General features: G+C 70.3%; 19 protein-coding genes. 9 read left to right on the top strand and 10 right to left on the bottom strand.

Translation table 11 applies throughout. The annotated features are described in order from the left end of the window. The first annotated feature begins 96 nt into the window (after nucleotides 1-96). Complete coding sequence (locus tag AC0IY1_RS14375) at nucleotides 97-2547, top strand: esterase-like activity of phytase family protein (protein ID WP_471770346.1); 2451 nt, start codon at nucleotides 97-99, stop codon at nucleotides 2545-2547. 116 nt (nucleotides 2548-2663) lie between these two features. Beyond that, entirely contained in the window at nucleotides 2664-3299 is a 636-nt protein-coding gene (locus AC0IY1_RS14370) for a glutathione S-transferase family protein (protein WP_471770345.1), read from the top strand. A 58-nt stretch (nucleotides 3300-3357) separates the two neighbouring features. Here the strand turns inward: AC0IY1_RS14370 and AC0IY1_RS14365 are convergent, their stop codons facing one another. The 5 genes from AC0IY1_RS14365 to AC0IY1_RS14345 all read right to left on the bottom strand — a co-directional run bounded on the left by AC0IY1_RS14365 (nucleotide 3358) and on the right by AC0IY1_RS14345 (nucleotide 8280). Next, nucleotides 3358-3645 (bottom strand): hypothetical protein, encoded by a 288-nt coding sequence (locus AC0IY1_RS14365; RefSeq protein WP_471770343.1) that lies wholly within the window; start codon nucleotides 3643-3645, stop codon nucleotides 3358-3360. A 269-nt stretch (nucleotides 3646-3914) separates the two neighbouring features. Next, nucleotides 3915-5210 (bottom strand): bifunctional phosphopantothenoylcysteine decarboxylase/phosphopantothenate synthase, encoded by a 1296-nt coding sequence (locus AC0IY1_RS14360; RefSeq protein WP_471770342.1) that lies wholly within the window; start codon nucleotides 5208-5210, stop codon nucleotides 3915-3917. A gap of 47 nt (nucleotides 5211-5257) precedes the next feature. Next, complete coding sequence (gene ubiB, locus AC0IY1_RS14355; protein WP_471770341.1) at nucleotides 5258-6814, bottom strand: 2-polyprenylphenol 6-hydroxylase; 1557 nt, start codon at nucleotides 6812-6814, stop codon at nucleotides 5258-5260. A 31-nt stretch (nucleotides 6815-6845) separates the two neighbouring features. Next, nucleotides 6846-7601 (bottom strand): bifunctional demethylmenaquinone methyltransferase/2-methoxy-6-polyprenyl-1,4-benzoquinol methylase UbiE, encoded by a 756-nt coding sequence (gene ubiE, locus AC0IY1_RS14350; protein ID WP_471770440.1) that lies wholly within the window; start codon nucleotides 7599-7601, stop codon nucleotides 6846-6848. A gap of 82 nt (nucleotides 7602-7683) precedes the next feature. Continuing rightward, nucleotides 7684-8280: a hypothetical protein gene (locus tag AC0IY1_RS14345; protein WP_471770338.1), complete on the bottom strand. Its 597-nt coding sequence runs from the start codon at nucleotides 8278-8280 to the stop codon at nucleotides 7684-7686. 241 nt (nucleotides 8281-8521) lie between these two features. Between AC0IY1_RS14345 and mutM the strand changes: the two genes are divergently transcribed. Together mutM and AC0IY1_RS14335 are read left to right on the top strand one after the other, a co-directional pair. Beyond that, nucleotides 8522-9421 carry a bifunctional DNA-formamidopyrimidine glycosylase/DNA-(apurinic or apyrimidinic site) lyase gene (mutM, locus tag AC0IY1_RS14340; RefSeq protein WP_471770336.1) on the top strand — a complete coding sequence of 300 codons (900 nt, stop codon included), beginning with the start codon at nucleotides 8522-8524 and terminating at the stop codon, nucleotides 9419-9421. Between the two features lie 242 nt (nucleotides 9422-9663). After that, entirely contained in the window at nucleotides 9664-11067 is a 1404-nt protein-coding gene (locus AC0IY1_RS14335) for a diguanylate cyclase domain-containing protein (protein ID WP_471770335.1), read from the top strand. A gap of 7 nt (nucleotides 11068-11074) precedes the next feature. Here AC0IY1_RS14335 and AC0IY1_RS14330 read toward each other — a convergent pair whose 3' ends face one another. From AC0IY1_RS14330 to uvrB, 3 genes are all read right to left on the bottom strand, one after another. After that, the gene (locus tag AC0IY1_RS14330) at nucleotides 11075-11809 is read right to left on the bottom strand and encodes a YidB family protein (RefSeq protein WP_471770333.1); all 735 of its coding nucleotides are present in this window, start codon (nucleotides 11807-11809) and stop codon (nucleotides 11075-11077) included. 50 nt (nucleotides 11810-11859) lie between these two features. Continuing rightward, the gene (locus AC0IY1_RS14325; protein WP_471770332.1) at nucleotides 11860-12243 is read right to left on the bottom strand and encodes a hypothetical protein; all 384 of its coding nucleotides are present in this window, start codon (nucleotides 12241-12243) and stop codon (nucleotides 11860-11862) included. Between the two features lie 104 nt (nucleotides 12244-12347). Next, the gene (gene uvrB, locus AC0IY1_RS14320) at nucleotides 12348-15227 is read right to left on the bottom strand and encodes an excinuclease ABC subunit UvrB (protein WP_471770331.1); all 2880 of its coding nucleotides are present in this window, start codon (nucleotides 15225-15227) and stop codon (nucleotides 12348-12350) included. Between the two features lie 344 nt (nucleotides 15228-15571). Between uvrB and AC0IY1_RS14315 the strand changes: the two genes are divergently transcribed. From AC0IY1_RS14315 to AC0IY1_RS14300, 4 genes are all read left to right on the top strand, one after another. After that, nucleotides 15572-16129 carry an ankyrin repeat domain-containing protein gene (locus AC0IY1_RS14315; RefSeq protein WP_471770329.1) on the top strand — a complete coding sequence of 186 codons (558 nt, stop codon included), beginning with the start codon at nucleotides 15572-15574 and terminating at the stop codon, nucleotides 16127-16129. A 71-nt stretch (nucleotides 16130-16200) separates the two neighbouring features. Beyond that, complete coding sequence (locus tag AC0IY1_RS14310; RefSeq protein WP_471770327.1) at nucleotides 16201-17967, top strand: outer membrane protein assembly factor BamB family protein; 1767 nt, start codon at nucleotides 16201-16203, stop codon at nucleotides 17965-17967. A 94-nt stretch (nucleotides 17968-18061) separates the two neighbouring features. Continuing rightward, nucleotides 18062-18484 (top strand): acyl-CoA thioesterase, encoded by a 423-nt coding sequence (locus AC0IY1_RS14305; protein WP_055951970.1) that lies wholly within the window; start codon nucleotides 18062-18064, stop codon nucleotides 18482-18484. Beyond that, on the top strand, nucleotides 18481-19635 hold the full coding sequence (locus AC0IY1_RS14300) for an endo-1,4-beta-xylanase (RefSeq protein WP_471770325.1): 1155 nt from the start codon (nucleotides 18481-18483) through the stop codon (nucleotides 19633-19635). Before AC0IY1_RS14305 ends, AC0IY1_RS14300 begins: the two co-directional genes overlap by 4 nt. 4 nt (nucleotides 19636-19639) lie before the next feature. Here the strand turns inward: AC0IY1_RS14300 and AC0IY1_RS14295 are convergent, their stop codons facing one another. Both AC0IY1_RS14295 and AC0IY1_RS14290 read right to left on the bottom strand, forming a co-directional pair. Beyond that, nucleotides 19640-20548 (bottom strand): alpha/beta hydrolase, encoded by a 909-nt coding sequence (locus AC0IY1_RS14295; protein WP_471770323.1) that lies wholly within the window; start codon nucleotides 20546-20548, stop codon nucleotides 19640-19642. A gap of 111 nt (nucleotides 20549-20659) precedes the next feature. Continuing rightward, nucleotides 20660-21643, bottom strand: a complete 984-nt coding sequence (locus tag AC0IY1_RS14290; RefSeq protein ID WP_471770322.1) for a lytic transglycosylase domain-containing protein — start codon at nucleotides 21641-21643, stop codon at nucleotides 20660-20662. Nucleotides 21644-21781: 138 nt separating this feature from the next. Between AC0IY1_RS14290 and AC0IY1_RS14285 the strand changes: the two genes are divergently transcribed. Next, nucleotides 21782-23410 carry an ABC transporter ATP-binding protein gene (locus AC0IY1_RS14285; protein WP_471770320.1) on the top strand — a complete coding sequence of 543 codons (1629 nt, stop codon included), beginning with the start codon at nucleotides 21782-21784 and terminating at the stop codon, nucleotides 23408-23410. Nucleotides 23411-23420: the final 10 nt, after the last annotated feature.

The following is a 23420-nucleotide window of genomic DNA, read 5'->3' as shown; positions in this document are numbered from 1 at the left end:
CGCGTCATGCAGACAGGCCAAGAGCCCACGGAAGCTTAACCGTGGGGAACGGCCGTGTTGCACCATCGAAGCCGGGCGGCAGGCGCCGCCGGATCCGTGATCGCCGCGTTCGCGGTGGTCGGCGCCGCTTCGGCGCAGGAGATCCGAACCCCGAACATCAGCCGGGTGGCCGGGGCCGTGTCGGTCCCCTTCAATGGGAGCACCACTGTCAACCAGGGGCTGCAGGGGGTGGGCCGCCTCTCGGCCGACACCCGCGACTTCCTGGGTGATTCGCTGGGTTCGTTCTCGTCCCTGGCGATGGACCTGAGCACCTGGCGCCTTACGGGCGGCAGCTATCAGGGTACGCTCTACACGCTGCCGGATCGCGGCTACAACAATCCGGACGGCGGACTGTTCTCCGACTACGCCGGGCGCCTCAACCGCTTCACCCTGTCCTTCACGCCGGACCCGGGTGCGAACCTGCCCCAATCCACGGCCTCGCAGCGTCAGATCACCCTGACCCAAACCGGCGGGATCGTCCTGACCGACGCGCGGGGCCAGCGCTTCAGCGGCCTCGACCCGGGCGCCGGCTCCACGACGCAGCTGGGCGCCGTGCTGCCGTCGGCCACCACGGGGCCGAGCGCCGGCCGCATCAGCCTCGATGCCGAGGGTCTCGTCCGCAAGCTCGACGGATCCTTCTACGTCAGCGACGAGTACGGCCCCAACGTCTATTACTTCTCCGCGGCGGGGCAATTGCAGGGGGTCATCGGCATCCCGGCCGCCCTCCAACCCCGCACCGACGGACGCCTGAACTTCAACTCGACCACGCCGCCCACCGAGTCCGGTCGCCGCAACAATCAGGGGCTCGAGGGGATCGCACTGACGCCGGATGGGCGCGGCCTCGTCACCATCCTGCAGAGTGCGACGGTACAGGATTCGGGCGCCGGCCAGGAGCAGCGCGCCAATACGCGCATCCTCTACTACGACGTCTCGCGCACGCCGACGCCCGGTGCACCGACGCGCGAGTACGTGCTGCAACTGCCCACCTACAAGCAGAACGGCAACGGGGGCGCCCCCAACCGCACGGCGGCCCAAAGCGAGATGCTGGCCCTGAACGACACCCAGTTCCTCGTCCTGGCGCGGGATTCCAACGGCCTCGGGACCGGCTCGACGACCCCGATCGTCTACAAGAGCGTGCTGCTCGTCGACACGGCCGGGGCCACCAACATCGCCGGTACGGCCTATGACGGGGTCACGCCGATCGCGCCGGGCGGCGTCCTGCGCGCGGGCATCACGCCGGTCCAGACCACGGAGGCCGTCAACCTGCTCAATCCGGTGCAGCTCGGCCGATTCGGGATGAACCTGAACACCGATCCGGCCACGCAGACGACGATGCCGGAGAAGCTGGAGGCGATGGGCCTCGTCCCGGCGCTCAGCGAGAAGGCTCCGAACGACTACTTCCTGCTGGTGGGCAACGACAACGACTTCCTCAGCCGCAAGGGGGTGATCAACGGCCGGAGCTACGATGCGGGCCTCAACAACGACAACCTGCTGCTCGCCTACCGGCTGACGCTTCCGACCTACGTCGATCCCTACGCGCTCGCCGTGATGAAGCAGACCGCGCCGGTCGTCCTGCAGAGCCTCGGCGGCGGTCTGCTGGGCGTCGCGGCCTCCGCGACCCGCAGCGTGCAGGACCACCTCTCGGCCCTGCGCCGCGGCACCGGCTCGGCCGGCCCGTGGGGACGGGCCGCGGGCGCCTGGATCGGCGGTGATGTGGTCTTTGCCGATCAGCCCCGCAGCGGCGGTGCGGAGCTCGACCGAACGGTGGCGCAGGGCAGCGCCGGCATCGACCTGCCCATCGATGGCCCCTGGCGCGCCGGGATCGCGATCGGCGGTGGGGGCGGGTCGCTGCGCCGCGCCGGCGGTGTCCGCCAGGATCAGAGCGCGTTCACCGCGGCGGCCTATGCGGGCTACTATGGTCCGGGCTTCTACGCCCAGGGTATCGTCGGCGGTGCGCCGGTGGTGAACTTCGATCAGATCCGCCGCCCTGCCGCCTACGGACTCACGGGCACCGGCAGGACCTCCGGTCGCGCCCTCGCCCTGGATGCCGAACTCGGCGTGCCGTTCGCCCTCGCCGATGTCCGCCTGACGCCCTTCGCGGGCTTCACCCATCTGTCGGGGCAGGTCGAGGGCTTCACCGAGAGCGGCGCGGCCGGCAACAACCTGGCCTATCGCGGGCTCGCCGTCGCGCAGGACACCGCGCGCTTCGGTCTCGAACTCGCCTTCTCGGGTTGGGGCGACCTCATTCCGGCGCTCCGCGTCGCCTACAATCTCGCCACAGGTCCGGCGGGCAGCAGCGCCGCGGTCCGCCTCGCCAGCGTCGAGAATGCCATGGCGAGCGCGTCTGTGGCGGTCCCGTTCCTGCGCAGCGACTTCGTCACGGCGGGGGCCGGCCTCCAGGGCAACCTCACCGAGCAGCTCGGCTGGCGGCTCGACTATCAGGCCGCGATCGGGACCCGGGCAGGCCTGGGTCATGGCCTGACCGCAGGCCTGCGCTATCAATGGTGAGCGTGGGCCGGACTTGGCGGGTACCTGGCGTTCGGCCGGACCTCGGATCGATCGGTTGACCTGAGCGGCGCCGGCGCAGAGCCTGCGCCGGCCGATTCACCCGAAAGGTCTGCCGCTTGGAACCCGCTCTCACGCTCTACCACGCCCCTCAGACGCGCTCCTCCGGCGTGCGCATCCTGCTCGAGGAGCTCGGCGCGCCGCATACGCTGGACGTCCTCGATCTGCAGTCGGGACGGGGCCGGGAGCCCGCGTACCTACGGATCAATCCCCTGGGGAAGGTCCCGGCCCTGCGCCACGGCGAAGCGCTGATCACCGAGCAGGCGGCGATCTACCTCTACCTCGCCGACCAGTTTCCGGAGCGCGGCCTCGCCCCGCCCATCGGCGATCCGCTGCGTGGGCCGTACCTGCGCTGGATGGTCTTCTACGGGTCGAGCTTCGAGCCGGCGGTGGTGGATCGGGCGCTTCAGCGCGAGCCCGGGCCCAAGGCGATGTCGCCCTACGGCGATTTCGACGCGGTGCTGAGGACGGTGGTCGAGGCTCTCACGCCGGGCCCCTACCTTCTCGGGGAACGGCACTCCGCCGCCGATGTGCTCTGGGGCGCCGCGCTCGGCTGGACCACGGGGTTCAAGCTCGTCCCGGAAGAGCCGGCGATCATGGCCTACCTCGCCCGCGTCGATGCCCGTCCGGCGGTCCGCAAGATCATGGCGGAGGAGGCCGCCCTCTCGGCCGAACTCGCGGCGGCGCGGGCCTGAGCGCGGAGCCGGCCGCTTGCGGCCGACGGCCCGCATGAGACGCTGAGCGACCGGGCGCTCAGCCCGGCGGCAACGGCGTTCCGATGCTCTGGACCGCCACGTCGGAGGCGGACGCGGTGGGGGCATAGGCCGCGATCAGGTGGACGCCGATCACCGGTCCGAAGACCAGGGTCATCATCACGGCCATGATCAGCGCGACGTTGGCATCGCCGGTCGCCGCCTTTCGCGCTTTGGGGCGGCGCGCCTTGACGCGCACGAGCTTGGAGCCGTCCGCGCGGCGGAAGCTGAGGGTTCGCACGGGCGCCACGGCGACGCGCAGGCGTGGAAGGGCATTCGAAAAGGTCATCGGCTCACCTCGTTCGACCGGGCCATCGGGGCCGGTCGCGGGCGAGCCCGATCAAGCGATCAGGCGCGGGTCTCGCGGAGGGCCATCGGCGGCGCGGTCCATCGACTACTGTCGCTGGGCATTAGGGTCGGGAGTTCCTGTGGGGCCGCGCGGGCCAGCGGATCTGCTGCACGTGCGAACGACGCCGAAATGATGCGGCGGGAGACGTTAGTCAAGCCTTAACGCGCCAGCCCGCGATCGGCTCCGCGCTCTTTTTCAGGGCCTGTGGATCAGGCGTCGAGCAGGTCCGCGAAATGCCGGATCAGCCGCCGTCCGACCTCGTCCTTGTCGAGGGTCGGCCAGGTCTCGACGGTGCCGTCGCGCCCGACCAGATGGACGGTGTTGGCGGTGCCGCCCATCACGCCACCGGCCGGCGACACGTCGTTGGCGACGATGAGGTCGCAGCCCTTCCGGGCGATCTTGGCGCGGGCGTTGTCGAGGAGCGTGTCGGTCTCCGCCGCGAAGCCGACGACGAGCCGGGGCCGCCCAATTGAACGTCCCGCGATGGTGGCGAGGATGTCGGGGTTCTCGACCAGGGTCAGGGGCGCCGGCGCGGTTCCGTCCTTCTTGATCTTGGATCCGCGCGTCTCGGCCGGTCGCCAGTCGCCGACGGCGGCGGCGAAGATTGCGAGGTCGGCGGGGAGGGCGGCTTCGACCGCCGCCAGCATCGCGCGCGCCGTCTCCACCGCCACCACCTGAACGCCGGGCGGGTCAGGGATCGCCACCGGCCCTGACACCAGGGTGACCGTCGCGCCGGCAGCGGCGGCCGCGGCCGCGATGGCGTGGCCCTGGCGCCCGGACGAGCGGTTGGCGAGGTAGCGCACCGGGTCGATCGGCTCGTGGGTCGGTCCGGAGGTCACGAGCACGCGCCGACCGGCCAAGGAACCGGTCAAGGGACCGGCCAAGGGGACGGACGCCGCCTCGGCGGTCTGGTCGCGTCCCGCCAGGAAGCCGAAGCCGGAGGCCGGACGGGCCTGTTCCAGCATCGCCTCCACCGCGTCGGCAATCTCCGTGGGCTCGGCCAGGCGGCCGGGCCCGAACTCGGCCTCGGCCATGGCGCCGTCATTGGGACCGACGACGTGGACGCCGTCGCCGCGCAGGGTGGCGAGGTTGCGCTGCGTCGCAGGGTGCTGCCACATCCGCACGTTCATCGCGGGCGCGATCAGGATCGGCAGGGTCGTGGCCAGCAGCACCGTGGCGGCGAGGTCGGACGAATCGCCCGTGGCCATGCGGGCCATCAGGCTCGCCGTCGCGGGTGCGACCACGATGGCGTCGGCATCGCGCGCGAGCTTGATGTGACCGATATCGGCCTCCTCCGCCCGGTCGAACAAGTCCGTATGGGCGCGTTCGCCGGCGAGCGCCGCCGCCGCCAGGGGCGTCACGAATTCCTGTGCGCCCTTGGTCAGGAGCGGGCGCACCTGCGCCCCCCGCTCCCGCAGACGCCGGATCAGGTCGAGCGCCTTGTAGGCGGCGATGCCGCCCCCGATGACGAGGAGGATACGGCGGTTCTGAAGCGGGCGGGTCATGGTCGAACCCCTCGGGAGGCGAGCCTGACGGATCGTTGCGGGGCAGGCTAACGGAACGCCATCACCAGCGCACCGATGGCGATGCCCCAGAGGGCGACCGTCGACCAGATCGCGCGCTTGCGCTCGGCCCGGGCGAAGACGTCGAGACGGCCGGCTTCGCTGGAGCCCGACTCGTCGAGGCGCACCAGGATGCGGCGCAGGCGCTGGGCGAGGTCGGGAAGGTCCGAGACGACGTCTGTGATGGTGAGGGCCGCGCGGCCGAGGCTCTCGACCCGGCCCACCGGCCCGAGGTTCCGGGCGATCCACGAGCGCACCACGGGCTCGGCGCCGGTCCACATGTCGAGCTGCGGATCCAGAGAGCGGGCGACGCCCTCGACCACCACCATGGTCTTCTGCAGCATCACCAGTTCGGTGCGGGTGCTCATGTCGAACAGGGCGGTGATGTCGAACAGCAGGGTGAGCACCTTGGCCATCGAGATCTCGTCGGCCTTGCGCTGGTGGATCGGCTCCCCGATCGCCCGGATCGCCTGGGCGAAATCCTCGACTGAATGGTGCGCCGGCACGTAGCCGGCCTCGAAATGCACCTGGGCCACGCGCTTGTAGTCGCGCAAAATGAAGCCCAGCAGGATCTCGGCGAGGAAGCGCCGCTCCATGTGCCCGAGGCGGCCCATGATGCCGAAATCGACCGCCACCAGGGTCCCGGTCGGATCGACGAACAGGTTCCCGGGATGCATGTCGGCGTGGAAGAAGCCGTCCCGGATGGCGTGGCGCAGGAAGGACTGGATCACCGCCCGGCCGAGAGCCTTGGGGTCGTGCCCGGCCGCCACGATGGCGGCGCGGTCGTTGAGGCGGATGCCCTCGATCCATTCGCTGGCGAGCACGTCGCGGGCGGTCAGCTCCCAGTCGGGCTTCGGCACGCGGAAATCCGCGTCGTTCTTCGTGTTCTGGGCGAGTTCGGACATCGCGGCCGCTTCGAGCCGGAAATCCATCTCCATCATCACCGAGCGGGCGAGGATTTCCACCACCTCGCGGGGGCGCAGGCGCTCCGCCTGGGGCGAGAGCGCGTGGACCACGCGGGCCATGAAGCGCATGACCTGGAGGTCGCGCTGGAAGCGCTCGCGCACGCCCGGGCGCATGATCTTGATCGCCAGGACGCGCTCGGTGCCGTCGAGGTCGAGGAGATGGGCCTTGTGCACCTGCGCGATCGAGGCCGCCGCGATCGGCGGGCTGAACGAGACGAAGAGATGCGCCACCGGCTTGCCCAGCGCCGCCTCGACGAGGCGGATCGCGGTCTCCTGCGGGAAGGGCGGGACGCGGTCCTGCAGGGTCTCGAGGTCGCGCGCCGCCGCCATGCCGACGATATCGGGCCGGGTGGCGAGGAACTGGCCGAACTTGACGTAGCTCGGCCCGAGGCGCGTCAGCGCGCGCTGGAGCGGGCCGGCGCCGACTCCCAGGCCGGGACGCTCCAGCATCCGGCCGATTCGCAGCACGAATCGGAGGTGCGGTGGCAGATCGGCGGAATTCACCAGCGCGAGCGCGCCCTCGCGGGCGAGCACGAAGCCGACATGCGCGCCCCGGATCAGGTGAACGACGGCGCCGAGCATCAGGCGGCCCGCGTCGTGACGAGACCCACGGTCACGAGACCTTCCAGCCCGAATGGATCGCGACGATGCCGCCCGTGAGGGCGCGGTGGCTGACGTGGCGGAAGCCCGCCGCCTCGATCATCCCGGCAAAGCGCCCGGGGGAGGGGAACTTGCGGATCGACTCCACGAGGTAGCGGTAGGAATCGGCGTCGCCGGCCACGCGTGCGCCGAGGCGCGGGATCACGTGGAACGAGTAGGCGTCGTAGATCCGGTCGAGCACCGGGAGATCAACCTTCGAGAATTCGAGGCAGAGGAACCGTCCGCCGGGCTTCAGCACCCGGTGCGCCTCCGCGAGCGCCTTGTCGATCCGGGGCACGTTCCGGATGCCGAAGGCGATGGTGTAGGCGTCGAACTGCTCCGCCGGGAGCGGCAGGGCCTCGGCATTGGCCCTGACGAAGTCAATGCGCCCGGTGAAGCGGTCGCCCGCCCGCTCAGCACCCACCCGGAGCATCGCCTCGTTGATGTCGAGCACGGTGGTGTGCGTCGCGGGGCCGCCGGCCTCCAGGGCGCGGAACGCGATGTCGGCGGTGCCGCCGGCCACGTCGAGGTGCCGGAAGGGCCGGTTGCGCGGGGGCCGCAGCATCGAGATCAGGTGCGACTTCCAGGCCCGGTGCAGCCCGCCCGACATCAGGTCGTTCATGAGGTCGTAGCGCTTGGCGACCGAACGGAACACGTCGTCGACGCGGCCCTGCTTCTCGTCGAGCGCGACGCTCTCGAAGCCGAAATCAGTGGTCTCGTCGGTGGCCATGGGCGTCTCCATGGCCGTCTCCATAGCGAAGCCGTGCCGAGAGTGCCATCTGGCTCGATCGCGCAGGTCGCGTTCTCCCGAACTACGCGGCCGCTCGGCGGACGGGATCCGCCGGCTGATACAGACCCAGATCGTCCCAGGTGTTCCGGCCCTGCGCCTCCTGCGCCTGGCGGAACAGGACCGTGCGCATCGCATCCGCCTCGGCCGAGTCGAGATTGTTGCCCGCCTTGATCACCGTGGCCAGCGACAGCCCGAGGCGATCCAGGCCGAGCGCCTTCTCGATGAGGCCGACCAGCATGTCCGCGGTCTTCTCCTGCTTCAGCACCGCGACGGTGTCGGCGTCGAGATGCAGGCGCCGGGCGATGTCGTCGACCCTGTTCGGATCGTCCGGATCGGCCTTCAGCGCGGTGAAGGCATCCTCGACCGCTGCCATGAAGCTCGATTGCGTGGCGTAGGCACCGCGTTCGAAGCCGAACACTTGCCCGACGCGGTTCAGGAACGCGACCATCTCCTTCAGGGGGTTCGGCTGGTTCACGCCGAAGAGGGCGGCGCTGGCCTCCGCCTCGGTGCGCCGCGTTCCGGGTTCCTCGAAGGGCGCCGGCAGGCGGGTTCGAATGAGGTCCGGCGTTCCGGCCGACGTCGGTGCGGACGATTGCCGCAACAGGGTCAGAGCCGTCACCCCAGGACGCGTGGATAAGATCACTTCGCTGCTCCCGACATCAGGACCGTCGCCGGAACCGGGTTCGGCGATCGGTGAGCACAGAGAGCCCGAACCCACTGATATTCCTTTAAACTCTGGGTTGCATCAACGCGCCTGCACGGGTGCGGCGCCTTCGGCGATCGCTGCACGTCCCCATGGTTGGCAGCCGCGGACATGCCCATCTGGAGGGACAGCGTCGCCGAGAATGAGAAAGGGCGTCATGCCGGAGCTTCCCGAAGTCGAGACCGTCCGTCAGGGCTTGCTGCCCGCCCTGGTCGGCGCGCGCTTCAGCCGGGTCATTCTCCGGCGCGCGAACCTGCGCTTTCCGTTTCCGGATCGCTTCGCGGAGCGCCTGGAGGGCCGCACCGTGACGGATCTGGCGCGACGGGCGAAGTACCTCACCGCCGGCCTCGATTCCGGCGAGACCCTCATCATGCATCTCGGCATGAGCGGGCGCTTCGACGTGGCCCTGCCCGACGGACGCAACCTGTCGCCGGGGGACTTCTACCTCGAGGGGGCCCTCGGAAACGCCAAGCACGATCACGTCGTGATGGCGATGTCGAACGGGTGCACCGTGACCTACAACGACGTCCGGCGCTTCGGCTTCATGGACCTCGTTCCGACGCCCGCCCTGGCCGAGAGCCGGCATTTCGCCGGCATGGGGATCGAGCCCCTGAGCGAGGCCCTGACCGCCGACGCCGTCGCCCGGCTGTTCCGCAACAAGATCACGCCGCTGAAGGCCGCTCTCCTGGACCAGCGCCTGATCGCCGGTCTGGGCAACATCTACGTCTGCGAGGCGCTTCACCGCGCGGGGCTTCACCCTGAGATGCGGGCGGGACAACTCGCGAAACCGGATGGGACGCCGACGCCGAAGGCCCGGCGGCTGGCCAAGGTCATCGGTGAAGTTCTGACCGAGGCCGTGGCGGCCGGAGGATCGACCCTGCGCGATTACGCCCATACCGATGGTGGCAGCGGCGCGTTTCAACACGCATTCCGGGTCTATGACCGGGTCGGTCATCGCTGTGGAACACGGGGATGTACTGGCACGATCGAGCGGATCGTCCAATCCGGACGATCGACATTCTTTTGCGCGACTTGCCAGATCCGCCCGACAAAATAACGGGGGATGAGATCGTGCCACCGCGTCAATCGGGAAATCCCGGCTCTGGCTCGTTAAAGCTCATTTGATAAATCGCTGCGAAGATGATGTTCGGCGAATGGACCTTCGGTTCTTCGGAAGACTATCCGTCCAACTACACGATGAGCGCTTTCAGCCCGATACAATCGGCTGGGCACGGCCCCCCTCGGAGGTGCCGAGCCTGACCGTTCGGGTTCGCCGGTCCGCTGGAATCCAGGGCACGCATGTACCCCAAAGCGAGCAACGAAGCCGAGCGCCTGAGGGCGCTGCAGGATCTCGATATCCTGCAGGCCGAGCCCGAACCGCACTTCGACGCCATCTGTCGCACGGCGGCGGCCCTGTTCGGCATGCCGATCTCCTACGTCTCGCTGATCGCGGCGAACCACCAGCAGTTCATGGCCAAGTGTGGCCTCGATCTCGACAAGACCGGCCGCGAGGGCGCGTTCTGCAACTACGCCATCCTGTCGGACGACGTGTTCGTGGTGGAGGATGCCTGGGCGGATCCGCGCTTCCGCGAGAGCCCCCTGGTGATCAATCCGCCGCATGTCCGCTTCTATGCCGGCGCCCCCCTCCTCGCCGAAGCGGGGTTGCGGGTCGGCATACTCTGCGTCCTCGACCAGGTGCCGCGCCAGTTCGCAGCGGAGGATCGCGCTCGGCTGCAGGATCTCGCCTCGGTCGTGGCGGCGCAGCTCAGCCTGCACCGGGCGAAGGCCAAGCTGCGGGAGCGGGAGGCGCATTATCGGCTCCTGGCCGAGAACAGCTCCGACATGGTGATCTGGGCGACCCTTGACACCGTGCGCCGCTACGTCTCGCCCGCCTCGCGCACCCTCCTGGGCTACGAGGCCGAGGAACTGATCGGCACCCGGCCCATGGATCAGGTCCATCCCGGCGACGCCGAGGCGTTCGAACGCCTCCTGGCCGATCTCTGCGCAGAGCGCATCACCCGGGCGGTGTCGACCCAGCGCTACCGCCGCAAGGACGGCAACTGGATCTGGGTCGAGGTCAACTTCAACCTGACCTACGATGCCGACAGTGAGCGTGCGACCGGCTACGTGGCGGCGGCGCGCGATATCAGCGCGCGCAAGGAGGCCGAGTTCCAGATCGCCCACATGGCCCGGCACGACGCCCTGACGGACCTGGCGAACCGGACGCTGTTTCGCGAGCGCCTCGTCCAGGAACTCGCCATGAGCCAACGGCGCGGCGCCAGCTTCGCCGTGCTCTGTCTCGATCTCGACCGCTTCAAGTTCGTGAACGACACCCTCGGCCATCACGCCGGCGACATCCTGCTCCGAACGGTCGCCGCCCGCCTTCGCGCCCTGGTCCGGTCCGAGGACACCGTCGCGCGGATCGGCGGGGACGAGTTCATGATCATCCAGACCGGGCCCGTGGTGGGCAGCAGCATCCGGACCCTGGCCCAGCGCCTGATCGAGGTCGTGTCCCAGCCGATCGACCTCGACGGCAGCAGCGTCACCGTCGGCGTGAGCGTCGGCGTCGCCATGGCGCCCCAGGACGGGACCGAGCCCGACCTGCTGTGCCGGAACGCCGACCTCGCCCTGTTCCGCGCCAAGGATGCCGGACGCAACACCTTCCGGCTCTACGAACCCGGGATGTGCTTCGGCGCGGCCTGACCCCGGTTCACCAGCCGCGGAGGTCGTCCCCGGTCGGCCGACGGCCCTGCGGGGTCAGCCCGTTGACGACCTGTGGCAGGGCCTGGGCCAGCTGCGACAGAAGGTCGTCGCGGTTCAGGCCGGTGCGCTGCTGAAGGGCGTTCACCGTGTCGGAGCCGAGGGCATCGGCCAGACGGGCGGGCGCCACCGGGCGGTTCTCGCCATGCCCGATCCAGGATTCCATGACGTCGCCGAGGCCGCCGCGCTGGAAGCGGTCGATCAGCCCATCGAGCCCGCCGCGGCCGTCCTGCGCCTCGTGATCGAGATGCGCGTAGGGACCCACACCGGCACTCCGATCTCCCGGCGCCGAGGCGCGATCGCCCGGGCCGTCAAGCATCCCGGAGAGATCACTGAAGTCGCCCTCGCGTCCGGGCAGCGGCGGGGCGTCCTCACCCCGATCGCGTCCGTAGCCCGGCTCCGGACCGCGGTCCTGGCCGAAGCCACCGAGATCGCCGTCGTCATCGCCGCGGGGTGCACGGGTTCCACCCTGTTGGCCGCCGCCCAGGAGGTCGCCGAGGCCGCCGGCGCCCTTCGACATCAGCAGCATCAGGAGCGCCTGGACGATCGGCGACATCGCGCCGCCGAGCATGCCGCCGCCTTGGCCACCACCCTGGCCGCCATTTGGGCCGCCCCGCTCGGGCTCGCGGCCGCCCCCGAGCACCTGTCCGAGAACGCCGCCGATGACTTGATCGAGCAGACCCATATGCGCTTCTCCCCTGTGTCGATGAACGGTCGCGACGGTGCGCCGAAACCCTAGTCGCGGCGCGTTCCGCCCGTGCCCGCACGATCCTTCGCCGGAAGGTGATCCAGCGGGTTCGTGCGCGCACCGGACTTCGCGTCCGACGCGGTGACGGCGGTGGTGGCGGAGATCGCCTTCGGCGGCGCGACCTGACCGGTGGGCCGCTCGGCGGCGCCGGTGGCGGCGTCACGGCCGGGCAGGGTGCCGGGCGTCGGCTGGTCGTTGGGATTCGCGGCCGTCTGCGCCGAGGCCGGACGCAGGCTCACGGGCCCGACGAGCAGGCCGACGGCGCCGGAGAGGGCGAGGCCCGACAGGAACAGGGCGGTGACCGCACCGCCGGCGCGGGGCCGGAAGGCCGGGCGGCAGGCGCCGGCGTGGGGCGAGGAGGTCTGGATCACGGGACAGGCTCCGGACGAGAGGGGACGTCTGTTGCCGAACCAAGCCCCGCCGCCGCCGATGGGTTCCGGCCCGCGGACGCGCAAACGGGAGAGGTCCCTCGCGATCAGCCGCGCTTGCGTCCGCCCCCGCCCTTGTATTTCGGCTTCTGTCCCCCGAGCCCCTGCGTCGAGCGGGCCTTCGGGCGTTCCTGCCAGACCGGCGCGCCGAGCGGCAGCTCGCGGTCGGTGCCCGGCCCCATATTGTCGAGGGTGGGCTTCGAGATGCGGCTCTGCTTGGCGCCGAAGCGCCCCGCCTCCCGCTCCACGTCGCCCTGGCGGGCCATCGGGTCGTCGGAGACCAGCAGCTCGGTGGCTTGCAGGCGCTTGAGCTCGTCGCGCAGGCGCGCGGCCTCCTCGAAGTCGAGATCGGCGGCGGCGGTGCGCATCCGCTTCTCGAGGTCCGCCATGACCGCCTTGAGGTTGTGCCCGATGGTGACGGCGTTCTTCGCCAGCCCCGTATCCACCTGGACGTGGTCGCGCTCGTAGACGCTGTCGAGGATGTCGGCGATGCCGCGCTTCACGCTCTGCGGCGTGATGCCGTGCTCTTCGTTGTAGGCCAGCTGCTTGAGGCGGCGGCGCTCGGTCTCGGCCATCGCCCGCTCCATCGAGCCGGTCACCTGGTCGGCATAGAGGATGCAGCGGGCATCCGCGTTTCGGGCCGCGCGGCCGATGGTCTGCACCAGCGAGGTTTCCGAGCGGAGAAAGCCCTCCTTGTCGGCATCCAGGATGGCCACGAGCGCGCATTCCGGAATGTCGAGTCCCTCGCGCAGGAGGTTGATGCCGATCAGCACGTCGAATGCGCCGAGACGCAGGTCGCGGATGATCTCGATGCGCTCCAGGGTGTCGATGTCGGAGTGCATGTAGCGCACCCGCACGCTGTTCTCGTGCAGGTATTCGGTCAGGTCCTCGGCCATGCGCTTGGTCAGGGTCGTGACCAGGGTGCGGTAACCGGCCTGGGCCACCTCCCGCACCTCGCCGAGGAGGTCGTCGACCTGCGAGCGCGCCGGCCGGATCTCGATCACCGGGTCGACGAGGCCGGTGGGGCGGATGACCTGCTCGGCGAAGACGCCGCCGGTCTGCTCCATCTCCCACTTGGCCGGCGTGGCCGAGACGTGGATCGATTGCGGGCGCATCGCGTCCCATTCCTCGAAGCGCAAGGGGCGGTTGTCGAGGCAGGAAGGCAGGCGGAAGCCGTATTCCGCCAGCGTCGCCTTACGGCGGAAATCGCCCTTGTACATGCCGCCGATCTGCGGAACCGTGACGTGGCTCTCGTCGGTGAAGACCAGCGCGTTGTCGGGCAGGTACTCGAACAGGGTCGGCGGCGGCTCGCCGGGCTTACGCCCCGTCAGGTACCGCGAATAGTTCTCGATGCCGTTGCAGGCCCCGGTGGCCTCGATCATCTCGATGTCGAAGGTACAGCGCTGCTCGATGCGCTGTGCCTCGATCAGGCGGCCCATCTTCGTCAGCTCGTCGACCCGCTGTTTCAGCTCGGTCTTGATCCCCTTGATCGCCTGCTGGAGGGTCGGGCGCGGCGTCACGTAGTGCGAGTTGGCGTAGACCTTCACGAACTTGAGGTCGTTGATCTTCTTGCCCGTGAGGGGATCGAACTCGGTGATCGATTCGATCTCGTCGCCGAACAGGCCGATCCGCCAGCCGCGATCCTCCAAGTGGGCGGGCCAGAGTTCGATCACGTCGCCGCGCACCCGGAAGGTGCCGCGGGCGAAGTCCGACTGGATGCGCTTGTACTGAAGCGCCACGAGGTCGGCGATGAGCTGCCGCTGCTCGATCTTCTCTTCGAGTGACACCGTGAACGACATCGCGGTGTAGGTCTCCACCGAGCCGATGCCGTAGATGCACGAGACCGAGGCGACGATGATGACGTCGTCGCGCTCGAGCAGGGCGCGGGTGGCGGCGTGGCGCATGCGGTCGATCTGCTCGTTGATCGACGATTCTTTCTCGATGAAGGTATCCGAGCGCGGCACGTAGGCCTCGGGCTGGTAGTAATCGTAGTACGAGACGAAATACTCGACCGCGTTGTCGGGAAAGAAGCTCTTGAACTCCCCGTAGAGCTGAGCGGCCAGGGTCTTGTTCGGTGCCAGGATCAGGGCCGGACGCTGGGTCTCGGCAATGATCTTGGCCATGGTGAAGGTCTTGCCGGAACCGGTGACGCCCAGGAGCACCTGGTCGCGCTCGGCCTTGCGGACGCCGTCGACCAGCTCGGCGATGGCGCGCGGCTGGTCACCGGCCGGCTCGAACTCGGATTTCAGCGTGAAGGCGACGCCGCCCTCGGACTTCTTCGGCCGATCGGGCCGGTGCGGTACCCAGGTCTGGCCGTCCCGGAAGAGCGGATTGCCCTCGGTGAGCAGGCGCGAGAGCGCATCGACGGTGGCCGAGACGCCGTCCGTCGCCAGCGAGGTCTCGTCGTCGTCCGCCGGTTCGACCGCCCCCAGACCTTCCGGGACCGGTCCGTCTTCCGGTGCACGCAGCCCGAGGGCCTGCGCGAGGCGCGGATCGACGTCGGCCGCCTCGCCATGGGCGAAGGTCGCCTGTGCGGCCTCGCCGAAGCCCATGCCGGACGCCTTGTCGGGGACGGTCGCCGAAGGCTTGCTGGCAGCCGCCGACGCCTTGGTACGCCCACGCGCCGGCTTCGGCTGCCCGGGACGGGCGGGGGCGGGCGGCGCGATCGGCGGAAGGCGATTCCGGTTCAGCGCGGGGCTGAGGAGGGCCGCCAAGTGCTCGTCGAGGGGCTGAAGCTCCGGCTTCGACGCCTTGGAGTTCGGCGTCCTCGGCGCCGAGGCCTTCGGTCCAGGCGCCTTTGCCCCGACAACTTTGCCGCTCGCGCGCTTGCTGTCCGAGCCCGCGCCGTCTGAGCCCTCACCGTCAGAACCTTGGGAATTCCCGACATTCGTCGTCAGAACCTCCGTCTCGGCAGCGGGGTCGGACACGGCGCGTGGCTTCTTCGGAGTCGGCATGGTGCAAGTATGGTTTCTACCGGCCGCTTGGAAAAGGGTACGCCGCCACCGGATGTTACGCCCCTGGCGATCCGCCGAGGCGGGAAACGCCGCACGGGGCGATTTATCGCGCCTCGCGCCCCAGGTCGGGAGTCGCCTTCGGTCCGCGACGTGGCAGCCCGCTTCGGATCGCACGCCTTCCCGAAATCGTCGACGGCCTCAGGGGCCGGGTTCCCCCTGATGCAAGATTCAACGCACGGCTTCCTCGACACTGGCGCCCGTAAAGCTAGGTTTCGCGCAGGACCGACGCCGTAACGTATTCCAGACCGGACAGACCGATGGACCCCGACACGTCACCGAAACCTGAGACCGCGCCGAAACCCGAGCTCGATGCCGACACCCTGGCCTTCGCCGCCCGGGTCTTCCAGTACGCCCGCATGGGCCACGCGGAGGAGCTCGCGGAGCTGTTCGAGCAGGGCCTGCCGGCGAACCTGCGCAACGACAAGGGCGACAGCCTGCTGATGCTGGCGGCCTACAACGGACAGGCCGAGGCGACGCGGGTGATCCTCGAGGCCGGCGGCGATCCCGAACTCGCCAACGACCGGGGCCAGACACCGCTGGCCGGCGCCGCCTTCAAGGGTGACAGGGACATCGCCGGCCTGCTCCTCGCCCACGGCGCAGCGGTTGACGGTACGGGAACGGGCAGCCGCACGGCCCTGATGACCGCGGCGATGTTCAACCGCACCGAGATGGTCGCGCTGCTGCTCGCTCACGGGGCCGACCCGGACAGGCGGGATGGCGCCGGCCAGACCGCCGCCGCCCTGGCGGACTCCATGGGGGCGGCCGACACGCCCGCGCAGCTCGCCGGGGCGAAGCGCCCGGGCACCACCGGCTGAGCCGGAACGTTCCCGTCCCACGATCTGCGGCGGATCGCCCGGCCACGGGGCGACCGCGACGAGGAAAGCTCATGCCGAACGTGTTTCGCCGCGGCCTCGCCGCGCTCCTCCTCGCGAGCCTGCCCGGCGCGGCCCTGGCGGCCGACGACTGGCCGATGTTCGGGCGCGACCACACCAACCAGCACTTCTCGCCCCTCACGACGATCGACCGGGCCAACGTGAAGGCGCTGCGTCCGGCCTGGATCTTCCAGACCGGCATCACCGGCTATTTCCAGGCGGAGCCCGTGATGGTGGACGGGACGCTCTACGTCTCGACCACCCAGAATCACGTCGCCGCCCTCGATGCCCGCAGCGGACGGGTCCTGTGGACCTACACCCACAAGGCGCGGACGGAGAAGATCTTCGGGCCGCCCTCGAACCGGGGCGTGGCCGTCTCCGGCGGTAAGGTCTTCGAGGCGACCATGGACGGTCGGATCATCGCCCTCGACGCCGCCACCGGAAAAGTCCTGTGGGACCATGAGGCGGTGCGCCCCGAGGAGGGGGAATCCGAGACCGCCTCGGCCCTGGCGGACAGGCTCGGGGCCGGCACGGTCCAGGGGTCGAGCCGTCTCGGCTTCAAGATGCCGCCCCTGGTGGCCGACGGCCTCGTCATCGTGGGCGTCGCCGGCGCCGGCTACGGCCTGCACGTGGAGGACGCCAAGGGCGGCCTCGACGGAGGCGCGGTGGTGGGGATCGAGGGCGGCTATGGCCGCCGCGGCTGGCTCGCAGCCTACGACGCCGCCACGGGAGCCGAGCGCTGGCGCTGGTACGTGACCAAGGCCGACGGCTGGGAGGGGGACTTCGCGGCGACCACGTCGGACGGCGTGCCGCTGCACCGGGACATCGCCGCCGAGAAGGCCGCGGCCCCGGCGCATCCCGAGGCCTGGCGGGTCGGGGGTGGCTCGCTCTGGATGACGCCGGCCTACGACCGGGATCTCGGGCTGATCTACGTCGGCACCGGCAATCCGGCCCCGCAGAATTTCGGCCTCTCGCGCCCGGGCGACAACCTCTACACCATGAGCCTCGTCGCCCTCGATGTCCGCACCGGACAGCTGCGCTGGTATTATCAGCAGGTCCCGCACGACGAGTGGGGCTACGACGTGGCGAGCCCGCCCTTCCTTCTCGACCAGCCAACGCCGCAGGGCCCGGTCAAGGCCGTGGCGCAGGGCTCGAAGACCGGCTGGCTCTACGTCCACGATCGCACCACGGGGAAGCTCCTGGCGAAGTCCGAGCCGCTGATCACGCAGAAGAACCTCTACGCGCCGCCGACCGAGGCCGGCACGGTCGTCAGCCCCGGTCCGCTCGGGGCGATCTCCTGGCATCCGGTGGCTTATGATGCGCACCGAGGAACCGCCTTCGCCCAGGTCCGGCACGGGGCGACGACCTACGTGGTTCGAACGGTGCCCGCCTCCGGCGACCGCCCGGCGATCCGCTACACCGAAACCACGGAGGCCAAGGGCGAGCCGAGCTTCAGCACCTTGACGGCGGTGGACCTTGCCAAGGGCGGCGCGATCAAGTGGACGGTGAAAGGCGGCAGCCGGCTCTCCGGTGGGACGCTGGCCACCGCCTCGAACCTCGTGTTCTCCGGGGAGGAGGATGGCCACCTCGATGCCCACGATGCCGAGACCGGCGCGATCCTGTGGCGCTTCCAGTGCGGCGCCGGCATCGGCGGCCCGCCGATCACCTACGCCCTCGACGGCAAGCAATACGTCGCGGTGGCGGCTGGCGGTGCCTCCTTCACGAAGGGTTCCGGCTTCGGCACCGGCGACGCCCTGGTGGTCTTCGCGCTACCCGATTGAGGATCTGGCCGCCCCATGGCCGATGTGACATGAGAGCGCGGTCGGCGCACGGCTTGCGTGTGTTCGTCCCGTGCAACCAGAGACCGTGCTCCTCATGACGACCGACACCCCGGCACCGCGCCAGCCCGATGACCGCGGCCCACCCGTGGTCCGCACCATCGCGATGCCCGCCGACACCAACCCGGCCGGCGACATCTTCGGCGGATGGCTGATGGGCCAGATGGACCTCGCGGCCGGCAACATCGCCGCCCGGCGCTCCCGGGGGCGCTGCGCCACGATCTCGGTGGAGGCCATGACCTTCCATCGGCCCGTCATCGTCGGAGACGAGGTGAGCATCTACGCCTGGATCGTGCGCGTCGGGCGCACCTCCATGGGCATCCAGGTCGAGGTCTGGCGCCGGGAGCGCGAGGGCGAGGAGACCATGAAGGTCACCGAGGGGCTCTTCACCTTCGTGGCGATTGGACCGGACCGCCGGCCCCGGGTGATCCCGGCGGAGATTGAGACCGCCGGGGCGTGATCCGTCCGGGTCCCTCACGCCGGGCCATCCTCGGCGGCGCTCTCTGCCTCGCCGGGGATCACGGCCTCGGTGCAGCGCCGGGCTTCGCGGCGGCGCCGTCCTGGTCGGCCGACAGCCTCCAGGCCGCGGCCGCGCGCACGGGGGTCGCCTATGGCTCGGCGGTGAACGGCGTGACCCTGCGCCAGAACCCCGCCTACGGGCGGGCCCTGGCGCGGGAGGCCGGCCTCCTCGTGTCCGAGAACGCGATGAAGCTGACCAATGCCTGGCGTGCACCGGAAGCCCTCGATTTCACCTACGCGGACGAGGTCGTGGCCTTCGCGGAGGGAAACCGCCAGCGCCTGCGCGGCCACACCCTGGTCTGGCACGAGGGCCTGCCCGCCTGGATCGAGGCCCGGCTCGCCGCCGGGGAAGGCGAAGCCTTCCTGCGGCGCTGGATCGGCGCCATGGCGGGGCGATACCGGGGCCGGATCGAGGCCTGGGACGTCGTCAACGAGATCTGTGGACCGCAGGATGGTCGTGCGGACGGGCTGCGGCGCACCCCGTGGCTCGCAGGCCTGGGCCCCGGCTACGTCGACCTCGCCTTCCGCATCCAGCACGCGGTCGCGCCGGACGCGGCCGGGGTCTGGAACGAGAACGACCTCGAGCTCGACGCGGACTGGATCGATCAACGCCGTACGATGGTGCTGCGGACCCTGGAGGGGATGCGCCGCCGGGGCGTGCCGATCCGCCGGCTCGGCCTGCAGGGGCACCTCTACGCCAAGCACCCGCTGAACCAGGACAAGCTCCGCCGCTTCCTGACGGAGGTCGCCGCCCTCGGGCTCGCCATCGAGGTTACGGAACTCGACGTCAACGACCGGACCTATCCCGCCGACCTCGGCGCCCGCGACCGGGCGGTGTCCGACCTCGCGCGCCGCTTCCTCGACGTGGTGCTGGACGAGCCGGCCGTGCTCAACGTCTCCACCTGGGACATCACCAACCGGAACACCTGGCTCAACACCAATCCCGAGCGCCGGCGCGCCGACGGTTTGGTTCAGCGCGCCCTGCCGCTGGACGAGCACTTCGCGCGCACGCCGCTCTGGTCGGCGATGCACCGGGCCTTCGTCGATGCGCCGGACCATCGCAAGGCGCGGGACGCCCTGCGCGCCGCGTGAGCCCCTAGCGGGGAACCATCCGCGCCTGCTGCGGCCGCTCGCCGGCCTGCTGGCGCAGGAAGGCCGCCATCTCGGCCAGCACGGGAGCCTTGGAGCGGAAGGTCACGGAGAGCGCCAGCAGGGTGTCGGCATGGTCGAGGCCGGCATAGATCCGCTCCTGCACCGGCACGCGGGCGGCGCGCAGGCGCGCGGCGAGGCTGCGGGTGTTGGAGGGGCGCACGGTGGTGTCGCCGTCGCCCGAGGCGAGGAAGGCCGGCGGTGAGTGCGTGCCCGCGAAGGTGATGGGCTGGGTCGCCGCCTTGTCGGGGGCTTCCCCGAACAGTTCCGTGGCGGTGCCGGCATCGAGGGGCAGGAAGTCGTAGGGGCCGGATAGGCCGGCCACCGCCCGGATCACCCGCGGATCGACGCCGGCCCTGCGCAGGTAGGTCGGGTTGAGCCCAAGCATCACGGCATTGTAGGCGCCGGCCGAGTGCCCGGCGAGGACGACCCGGCTCGGGTCGCCACCATAGGCTGCGATGTTCTGCTCGACCCAGGCCAGGGCCTGCGCTCCGTCGTCGAGGAAGTCCGGGAAGCGGACCTCCGGGTAGAGCCGATAATCCGGCAGCACCGTCACGAATCCCTGCGCCGCGAGGGCCTGTCCGACGAAGGCGTAATCCTCCTTCGCGCCGTTCTTCCAGGAACCGCCATAGAAGAACACCAGCACGGGGGCGCCGGCCGAGCCGGCCACGGGCGTGAAGACGTCGAGGCGCTGGCGCGGATGGCTGCCGAACGCGGCGTCCTTCAGGCTGAGGCGCCCGCCCTGGTCGCGGGGACCGATCGCGTCGAAGAAGGCGAGGGGGGAGCAGGCCGTGATGCCGAGCGCAACGAGCGCGAGTCCGGCGAGGCTGGCAAGGACGGCGAGAACCCGGGTCATGCATCTCTCTGTTGGGGGGCGAACCCCCTGTGACAGGGCTGGCGCGGCGGATTCATGGCGCGCATTCGATTCTCGGCGCGATGCGGAGTCGTAAGTCCGACCGCGTCCCGGTCAGGTTCTGAGGACCAGGCAGGCGCCGCCGACCTGGCGGATACGCCCGCACAGGCCATCGGCGGCCTCGCGGCTCTGGGCCGGGATGCGGATGCGGTAGAAGGCGCGGGTGCCGCGGCTGCGCAGGCGTGTGCCGATGATCATCGGACGAACATCGCCGATCACGCTTGTGTAGAGCTTCCGTGTCCGCGCGAAGCTCTGCAGCGCCAAGGATTTCGAGAAGTTTCCGGCGAGCTGGATACCCCAGGGCGCTGCCGGTCCCTCGTTTCCGCCGAGGGCGAACCGGTCGCCGCGCGACGGAATGCGCAGGGCCGCCGTCACCTTGAGGCAACTGGACTCGGATTCCGCCTTTGGCTCCGCTGCCTGGCCCTCGGCAGTCTTCGCTTCGGCGTCCTTGGACTCCGGGTTCTTGGTCGAACCCGCCTTGGTCGACCCCGCCTTGGCCGACGGCGCGTCGCCCTCCGGCATCTCGATCGCCGCGCCGGGGCGCCAGGCCTCCGCGGGCGAGCCGGTGATCGCCAGGACGTAGTTCCGGGTCTCGGTCGGCAGACCCCCGGTGCCGGCGAGCCAGGCGGAGACCCGGCCCGGCCCGCCATTGTAGGCCGCCGCTGCCAGCCCGAGATTGCCGAATTGCCGGTTGAGGTCGGCGAGCAGGTGGGCCGCGTGCGGGATCGCCTGCTCGGGGTCGAACGGATCGGTCAGGCCGCGCTCCCGCGCCGTACCCGGCATGAACTGCGCGACGCCCTGTGCGCCCACGGGGCTCACGGCGGTGACGCGAAAGGCGCTCTCCCGCCAGATCAGGCGCGTCAGGAACGGCACCGGCAGGCCGCGGGCCTTCGCCGAGCCCTCGATCAGACGGCAGAGGGCCTGCTCGACCGTCTCGGTCGCGCCCTCGGCGGCCGCGCGGGCCGATCCTGGGGTGAAGGCGCCGACGAGGAGGAGCGCGAGCAGGGCGGCGGAGAAACGGCGAAGGAGCGAGGTCACGGTCGGGTTGTAGAGCGTGTGCGCCGACGATCAATTACAAACGCCGCCGACCGCGTCGCATCCGCGTTCGCCGATCCCGCAGGCCCACGCTATAACGCTCAGGGTTGCGACCTCCGCCCCGCTGCAGAACAGGCCTCGATGCCCGAAACGCTCCTCGACGTTCAGGACCTGTCGGTCGCCTTCCGCTCGCGGGAGCGCGAGACCCGCGCCGTGGATCGCGTGAGCTTCACCATCACGGCCGGCGAGACGCTGGCCCTCGTCGGGGAATCCGGCTCGGGCAAGTCGGTGACCGCCCTCTCGATCCTGCGGCTCCTCGACGGCAGTGCCACCCATCCGGGTGGCCGCATCCTGTTCAAGGGCGAGGACCTGCTGACCCTGCCGGAGAAGCGGCTCCGCGGCATCCGTGGCGCCGACATTACCATGGTGTTTCAGGAGCCGATGACCTCCCTGAACCCGCTTCACGCGATCCAGCGGCAGATCGGCGAGGTGCTGGAGGTGCATCGCGGCCTCTCCGGCCGCAAGGCGCGCGCCCGCATCCTCGAACTGCTCGAACTCGTCGGGCTGCGCGACGCCGAACGGCGCCTCAACGCCTATCCGCACGAGCTCTCGGGCGGACAGCGCCAGCGCGTGATGATCGCCATGGCCCTCGCCTGCGAGCCGGACCTGCTCGTGGCCGACGAGCCGACCACCGCCCTCGACGTCACGGTGCAGGCCCAGATCCTCACCTTGCTGGCCGACCTGCAGAAGCGCCTCGGCATGGCGATGCTGTTCATCACCCACGACCTCGGCATCGTGCAGCGCATCGCCGACAACGTCTGCGTGATGCTTGCCGGTCGCGTGGTCGAGGCCGGCCCGGTCGCCGAGATCTTCGCCCGGCCGCAGCACGACTACACCCGCCGCCTCCTCGCCTCGGAGCCGAAGGGCCGGGCCAACCCGGTGCCGGCCGACGCCACACCCCTGCTGGAGGCCGGCCCGCTCAAGGTCTGGTTCCCGATCCGCGAGGGCCTGCTGCGCCGGACCACCAGCCACGTGAAGGCGGTGGACGGGGTGTCGCTTCGGGTCCGGGCCGGGGAAACCGTCGGGGTCGTCGGCGAATCCGGTTCGGGCAAGACCACGCTCGGCCTGGCGCTCCTGCGCCTCACCGGCTGCGAGGGCCCGATCGTGTTCCTCGGTCGGTCCATCGCCGGCCTGCCGCCCGCCGCCATGCGTCCGATCCGGCGTGACATGCAGGTGGTCTTCCAGGACCCCTACGGCTCGCTCTCGCCGCGGATGACGGTGGCGGACATCGTCGCCGAGGGTTTGGTGGTCCAGGGGGCGGTGAAGACGCGGGCCGAGCGGCAGGCGGTGGTCGCCAAGGCGCTCGGCGACGTCGGGCTCGATCCGGCGACCATGAACCGGTACCCGCACGAATTCTCCGGCGGCCAGCGGCAGCGCATCGCGATCGCGCGCGCCATCGTGCTCAAGCCGAAATTCGTCGTCCTGGACGAGCCGACCTCGGCCCTCGACCGCTCTGTCCAGGCCCAGATCGTCACCCTGCTGCGCGACCTCCAGCGCGAGCGTGGCCTCGCCTACCTGTTCATCAGCCACGACCTGAAGGTGGTGCGGGCGCTGGCGAACTACGTGCTGGTGATGCAGAACGGCCAGGTCGTCGAGGAGGGGCCGGCCGAGGACATCTTCGCCGCGCCGAAGACCGCCTACACCCAGGCGCTGTTCGCCGCCGCCTTCGATCTCCAGAGCGACACCGTCGCCGATCCGATTCCGGCCTGAAGGGGACGGG

The organism is Methylobacterium sp. AC690 (genome assembly GCF_979256535.1).
Note: the sequence above shows the minus strand (reverse complement) of the source record. Positions and strands in the feature narration are given on the sequence as shown.